Origin of the sequence: Paracoccus sp. (in: a-proteobacteria) (assembly GCF_046462195.1) — a bacterium.
Taxonomy (GTDB): domain Bacteria; phylum Pseudomonadota; class Alphaproteobacteria; order Rhodobacterales; family Rhodobacteraceae; genus Paracoccus.
Map to the genome: position 1 here is coordinate 1 of NZ_JBKGUN010000258.1, position 6,106 is coordinate 6,106.

Annotated in this window: 5 protein-coding genes and 2 pseudogenes; 4 read left to right on the plus strand and 3 right to left on the minus strand. The window is 67.8% G+C overall.

All coding sequences use genetic code 11. The features are described from left to right. Nucleotides 1-480 (minus strand): annotated as a pseudogene (locus ACLHHB_RS15800) (hypothetical protein); the annotation flags it as partial. Nucleotides 481-687: 207 nt separating this feature from the next. Here ACLHHB_RS15800 and infC point away from each other — a divergent pair. The 4 genes from infC (at nt 688) to ACLHHB_RS15820 (ending at nt 4,883) form a co-directional block, all read left to right on the plus strand. Continuing rightward, nucleotides 688-1,227, plus strand: coding sequence for a translation initiation factor IF-3 (infC, locus tag ACLHHB_RS15805; protein WP_410219244.1), 540 nt, complete (start codon nt 688-690; stop codon nt 1,225-1,227). Nucleotides 1,228-1,302: 75 nt separating this feature from the next. After that, on the plus strand, nt 1,303-1,785 hold the full coding sequence (gene dut / locus ACLHHB_RS15810) for a dUTP diphosphatase (protein ID WP_410219240.1): 483 nt from the start codon (nt 1,303-1,305) through the stop codon (nt 1,783-1,785). Further along, a complete protein-coding gene (locus ACLHHB_RS15815) occupies nt 1,785-2,834 on the plus strand; it encodes a HesA/MoeB/ThiF family protein (RefSeq protein WP_410219241.1) in 1,050 nt (349 codons plus the stop codon). The genes dut and ACLHHB_RS15815 overlap by 1 nt, the downstream gene beginning before the upstream one ends. A gap of 24 nt (nt 2,835-2,858) precedes the next feature. Further along, nucleotides 2,859-4,883, plus strand: coding sequence for a M3 family metallopeptidase (locus tag ACLHHB_RS15820; RefSeq protein ID WP_410219242.1), 2,025 nt, complete (start codon nt 2,859-2,861; stop codon nt 4,881-4,883). Nucleotides 4,884-4,902: 19 nt separating this feature from the next. Here ACLHHB_RS15820 and ACLHHB_RS15825 read toward each other — a convergent pair whose 3' ends face one another. After that, complete coding sequence (locus tag ACLHHB_RS15825; protein WP_410219243.1) at nt 4,903-5,739, minus strand: RibD family protein; 837 nt, start codon at nt 5,737-5,739, stop codon at nt 4,903-4,905. Between the two features lie 20 nt (nt 5,740-5,759). After that, nucleotides 5,760-6,106: pseudogene (locus ACLHHB_RS15830) on the minus strand (class I SAM-dependent methyltransferase); the annotation flags it as partial.

A 6,106-nucleotide genomic window follows, 5' to 3' on the forward strand; every position in this document is an offset into this window, starting at 1 on the left:
GGCTTCGGTGGCCGCTTGGGCGGGGGGCAGGGAAACGGCACGGGCGGCAATTCCCGAGGCTGCCGCGGCGGCGCGGTCCGCGGCGTCGATGGCCGCCTCGGCCGCCGCTTCGGCTGCGTCGGCGGCCTCGTTGGCGGGGGCGGCGCCGGTTTCGGTCGAGGCACGGGCGGCCTCGGCGGCGGCATCCGCAGCAATGGCTGCGGCGTCGGCTGCGGCATCGGCTGCGGCGTCGGCTGCGCTCCGGCTGTCAGGTGTGGTGACCGGCGCGGTGTCCTGTGCGGCTTCGGCGGCCGTGTCGGCGGCGTCCCCGGCGCTGGTCGCGGCCTCGTCCGCCAAGCGGGCGGCATCGCCTGCGGGCGTGTCGGGCAGCGGCCCGGTCAGGGCGGCAGAGGTTTCGGGGGTCTGGTTGCCTTGCACCCAGTACCAGCCGCCGGCCGCAACCAGCACGACAACGACCATGATCGGCAATATTCTGGACATCCGGCACCTGTGATCTGAAATTTCCTGCCCCGGTTCTTCTATGGCACAGGCTTGGGGTGCAGAAAACCCGCCGCCCGGGTGCCGAAACGCAGGAAACCGACGCCCGTTGCCGATTTGAGGGGGTCCCCCATCAAATTCGGTTGAAATCATTGGTCGCTGGCCTTATTTTCTGTCCACTTCCGCCTTGGCCATCAAAGGAGCATCGCCATAGCCCGTCGACCGCATAATGCACCGCCCACCCGTGACACCGGCCCCCGCGTCAACGAACGCATCCGCGTGGCCGAGATCCGCCTAATCGGCGCTGATGGAGAGAATGTCGGTGTCGTGCCGCCCTCTGTCGGGCTTCAGATGGCGCAGGACGCAGGGTTGGACCTGGTCGAGATTTCGCCGAACGCAGCCCCTCCGGTCTGCAAGGTCATGGACCTCGGCAAGTTCAAGTATGAACAGCAGAAACGCGAGGCCGAGGCCCGCAAGAAGCAGAAGATCATCGAGGTCAAGGAAATCAAGTTCCGTCCCGGGACCGACAGCCACGACTACGATGTCAAGATGCGAAGCGTGCTCAAGTTCCTGGAAGGCGGCGATAAGGTCAAGGTGACCCTGCGCTTCCGCGGCCGCGAGATGGCCCATCAGGATCTGGGGCTGGAACTGCTGAACCGCGTTCGCGACGACGTGGGCGAGGCTGGTAAGGTCGAATCGATGCCCAAGCTGGAAGGCCGGCAGATGGTCATGATGATCGCCCCGCGCTGATCCGGCGCAGGTGACGGACGCCCGAAGGGCCGCGCAGGCATTGCCGCGCGGCCTTTTGCGTTGCAAGGATGCACCATGACCGATGCTCCTTTCATCCGACTGATGCGCCTGCCTCAAGGTGATCCCGCACTGCCCTTGCCCCGGTACCAGACACCCGGCGCGGCAGGCGCGGACCTGTGCGCGAACCTGCCGGCCGAACAGCGAACCGCAGGGATCATCCTGCCGCCGCTGGGTCGTGCCCTGATCCCCACGGGTCTGGCACTGGCCATTCCCGAAGGCTGGGAGGTGCAGATCCGCCCCCGCTCGGGACTGGCGCTGCGTTTCGGCATCACGGTCGCCAATGCGCCGGGTACCATCGATTGCGATTATCGCGGGCCTTTGGGCGTGATCCTGATCAATCTGGGTGACGCAGCCTTCACCGTCGGTCACGGGGACCGCATTGCCCAGATGGTCGTGGCCCCCGCGCCGCAGGCCCGTTTCGCGCTGGTCGAGGCGCTGCCCGGCACGGTCCGTGGATCCGGTGGCTTTGGCTCGACGGGTACCGGGGGAAAAGGCTGATGCTGGGATTGTGGCTGATGATCGGGCTGCTGATTCTGGGACGCGTCCTGCGTGCGCCGCGGCATGTGACGCTGACGATGATCGGCGTCCTGTGGTTGGGAACGATCATCCTGCAGTTGACGATGCCCGGCAGCGGGCCTGCCCGGGCTGTGGGCGGCAATGCGGCAGGATGGCTGGTCTTGGGCGCCATTGTCGCGCTGGCCATCGGGTACCGCCGCCTGCTGGCGCGGCTGCGCCGGGGCGCCGTGCCCGTGGCCGATCCGCCACCCTCTCCCGACAAGGGCCTTTCCGAAGCCGAGCTGGAACGCTATGCCCGCCATCTGGTCCTGCATCAGATTGGCGGCCCCGGCCAGATGCGGCTGCGCGAGGCGCGGGTGCTGGTCGTCGGGGCCGGTGGCCTTGGTTCGCCCTTGTGCCTTTACCTGGCGGCGGCGGGCGTGGGGCATGTGACACTCGCCGATGACGACACGGTCAGCCTGTCGAACCTGCAGCGCCAGGTGATCTTCCGCAACGACCTGAGGGGAGAACCCAAGGCCTATGCCGCGGCCGAGGCCATGCTGAAGCTGAACCCCCATGTCGAAGTGACCCCCCTGATCCGCCGCATCGGGCAGGACGATCATGACGTGATCGCAGGCCATGATCTGGTCATCGACGGCACCGACAGTTTTGCAGGGCGGGCCGCCACCAACCGCGCCTGCCTCGAGGCGGGCGTGCCGCTGATCTGGGGTGCGATCGGCCAATGGGAAGGGCAGGTGACCCTGTTCGACCCCTCGCGCGGTGGGCCCTGCATGGCCTGCCTGTTTCCCCACGCCCCCGAGCGGGATGCGCCCTGTGCCGAGGCGGGCGTGGTCGGCGCCCTGCCTGGGATCATCGGCAGCATGATGGCGCTGGAGGCGATCAAGCACCTGACCGGGGCGGGGCAGGGGCTGCGCGGCCGGATGATGCTGTTCGACGGCCTTTACGGCGAAAGCCGCATGATCGCCACCGAGCGCGATCCGGCCTGCCCGGTATGCGCCGGTGCTCTGGCGGAAGGCGAACGGCGTCATTAGGTTGAGGCCATCAAGGAGGTCCCGATGAACCGACAGCTGACCCACTGGACCGGCCCGGAAGGGCTGCCGCGCTTTGACCTGATCGCGGATACGGATTTCGCCACGGCCTTTGACCGCGAACTGGCCGCAGCCGAGGCCGCGCACGAGGCGATCGCCGTCAATCCCGAACCGGCCACCTTTGCCAACACGATTGCCGCGATGGAGGTCGCCGACGAAGGGCTGAACCGCGTCCTGTCTATTTTCTACACGCTGGCGGGCGTCGATTCGAACGATGCGCGACAAGCGCTGCAGCGGGATTTTGCCCCTCGCCTGGCCGATTACGGCAGCCGGATCAGCATGGACCCCCGGCTCTATGCACGGGTGAAAACAGTGGCCGAAGGGGGCTCGGGCCTTGCACCCGAGGATGCGCGCATCACCGAACTGGCGCTGCGCGACCTGACGCGGGCAGGCGCGGGGCTGGACCAGGCCGAACGCGACCGGTTGGCCGCGATCCGGGCACGGCTGGCCGTGCTGACCACGCAGTTCACCCAGAACGTGCTGACGGACGAGCGTGACTATGTCCTGCCCGTCCCCGACGACCGGCTGGAAGGCCTGCCTGACTGGCTGGTCCGCTCCATGCGTGCTGCCGCCCGCGAACGTGGCATCGAAGGGCAGGTCGTCACGCTGAACCGATCGCTGATCGTGCCTTTTCTGGAACATGCCCGGGACCGCACGCTGCGCGAAACCGCCTTTCGCGCCTGGACCGCCCGCGGGTCCGGCAAGGGTGCAGGCGGCGAGGCGACCGACAACCTTCCGCTGGTGCACGAGATCCTGTCCCTGCGCCACGAACGTGCCCGGCTGCTGGGCCATCCCGATTTCGCCTCGTGGAAGCTGGAAACGCAGATGGCAGGATCGGCCGAAAGGGTCGAGGATCTGCTGTCGCAGGTCTGGACCGCCGCCCGGGCGCGCGCGGCCGAAGACGAGGCCCGGCTGACCCGGATGCTGCGCGACGATGGCGTGAACGGCCCCCTGGAGGCTTGGGACTGGCGCTTGTACGCGGAACGGCTGCGCCAGCAGGACCACCAGGTCGACGCGGGTCAGATCGCCCCTTACCTGACGCTGGATGCGATGCTGGGCGCAGTCTTCGACGTGGCGCAACGCTTGTTCGGGCTGGAGTTCCAGCCCTTTGCCGCGCCCTTGTGGGCACCCGACGTGCGTGCGTGGCGGGTGACGCGGGGCGGGCGGCTGATGGCGATCTTTGTCGGCGATTATTTCGCGCGTCCCTCCAAGCGCTCGGGGGCGTGGTGTTCGGCCCTGCAGATGCAGCACAAGATCGGTGAAGGGCAGCGTCCCATCGTGGTCAATGTCTGCAACTTCACACCCCCCGAACAGGCCGGGGCACCCGCCTTCCTGTCATGGGACGACGCGCGCACGCTGTTTCACGAATTCGGCCACGCGACGCATCACATCCTGTCGGACGTGACATGGCCCTCGATCTCGGGAACCTCCGTGGCACAGGACTTTGTCGAGCTGCCCAGCCAGCTTTACGAGCACTGGCTGGAACAACCCGTGGTGCTGGATGCCCATGCGCGCCATCACCGGACCGGCGAGCTGCTGCCCGCCGACCTGCGTGACCGGTTGCTGGCCGCAGGCAAGGCCGATGCCGGTTTCTCGACAATGGAATATCTGGAAAGCGCGCTGGTCGATCTGGCCTTTCACAGGGGCGAGCCGCCGGCCGATCCCATGGCGCGGCAGGACCATGTGCTGCAGGCACTGGATGCGCCCGCAGCCATTCCGATGCGACATGCGACGCCCCATTTCGCCCATGTCTTTGCAGGCGACAGCTATGCCAGCGGTTATTACAGCTACATGTGGTCCGAGGTCATGGACGCGGATGCCTTTGCGGCCTTCACCGAGGCGGGCGACATCTTCCATCCGGAAACGGCGCAACGGCTGGAACGGACGATCCTGTCGCGCGGAGGCTCGGCCCCGGCCGACCAGCTGTGGATGGCATTCCGCAACCGCATGCCGGGGATCGAGCCGTTGCTGAAGGGGCGCGGGCTGGTCTGAAACCTGCCGTCCGGCGCGGTCAGCAGGCCGCGCCGACCCGCGTCAGGGGCGGACGGCGATGCACGGGCTGGGCTGCGCGCAGTGCCATCGCACCAAGGGCGCAGTCGAACACAATGTCGCTGCCAAGGGCAAAGACGCGTGTCTGGGGACGGATCGCATCCGCCAGCCGCTGCACCGGCGCCATCGTGGTCAGCCCTTGGGGGCCGGCCCCGATGATCAACGGCGCGATGGCCACATGAAGCCGGTCCAGCAGCCCCGCCTCGAGAAAGCCCGTGATCGTCAGGCCGCCCCCTTCGATCAGCAGCGTTTCCAGCCCCATCCCGCGCAACCCTTCCAGAATGGCCGCCGGGTCCAGCCTGCCGTTTCGGGCAGGCAGGCGCAGCACCTCGACCCCCGGCGCGCGGGGCCGGTCCACGCCCTGCACAAGGATGCGCCGCGTGCCATCGGAGCGAAGGACAAGGGCGTCATCAGGCAGCCGCGCATGCGGGTCGATGACGACACGTGCCGGGTCGGACCCGCTGCACAGGCGCACCGTCAGGCGAGGCTTGTCATGGATGGCGGTTCTGACGCCGATGACGACGCCGTTCACCAAGGCGCGCAAGCGGTGCAGATGCGTCAGCCCATCAGGACCCGACACATCGCGCGCATCGCCCGACAGGGTTGCGATGCGGCCATCGAGCGACTGCCCGATCTGGGCCACCGTCACCGGCCCCATGTCCCGTCGTGCGACGGGACCGTACAACTCTAACGCAGCACGTTCGGCTGCGCCAAAACGTCCGCAGCAGGCACAGGCGGTTCCGTTGCGGACCGAAAGAACGCGGTCCCAGACCCGGGCCGTGACTTGGGCTGCGTGCATCGTCGTCCTCTCCTGTGATGTCATGGTGCGGGGCTTTGCCGGGGCAGCGCCAGAAGATCGACATGCCCGATCCGGCAGTGACTGTCAGCCACCATCCTGACGCGATCCTGCAGCCAATCAAGCGCCATGGGCATCCCCGCTTCCAGCGCGGCGGCGGCGATCCCCTGCAGCAGGACCGGCTGGAGTCCTCCGCCCTCGCCCCGGATGTGCCAGGGACTGTCTGCAAGCGAGACGTGAAAACCCAGCCGGCGGAAAATTGCGGCAGCCCGATCGGCGGCGTCAGGGCCCAATGCCGGGCCCAGACCCTTGTCCCCGCGCTGATGCCGGTTGAAGGCCCTCGTGATGTCGGGATCCCCCGGCAGCGGCG

Coding starts and splice junctions, on each gene's coding strand:
- dut (WP_410219240.1), top strand. CDS start 1,303: ATGACCGATGCTCCTTTCATCCGACTGATGCGCCTGCCTCAAGGTGAT.
- ACLHHB_RS15825 (WP_410219243.1), bottom strand. CDS start 5,739: ATGCACGCAGCCCAAGTCACGGCCCGGGTCTGGGACCGCGTTCTTTCG.
- ACLHHB_RS15815 (WP_410219241.1), top strand. CDS start 1,785: ATGCTGGGATTGTGGCTGATGATCGGGCTGCTGATTCTGGGACGCGTC.
- ACLHHB_RS15820 (WP_410219242.1), top strand. CDS start 2,859: ATGAACCGACAGCTGACCCACTGGACCGGCCCGGAAGGGCTGCCGCGC.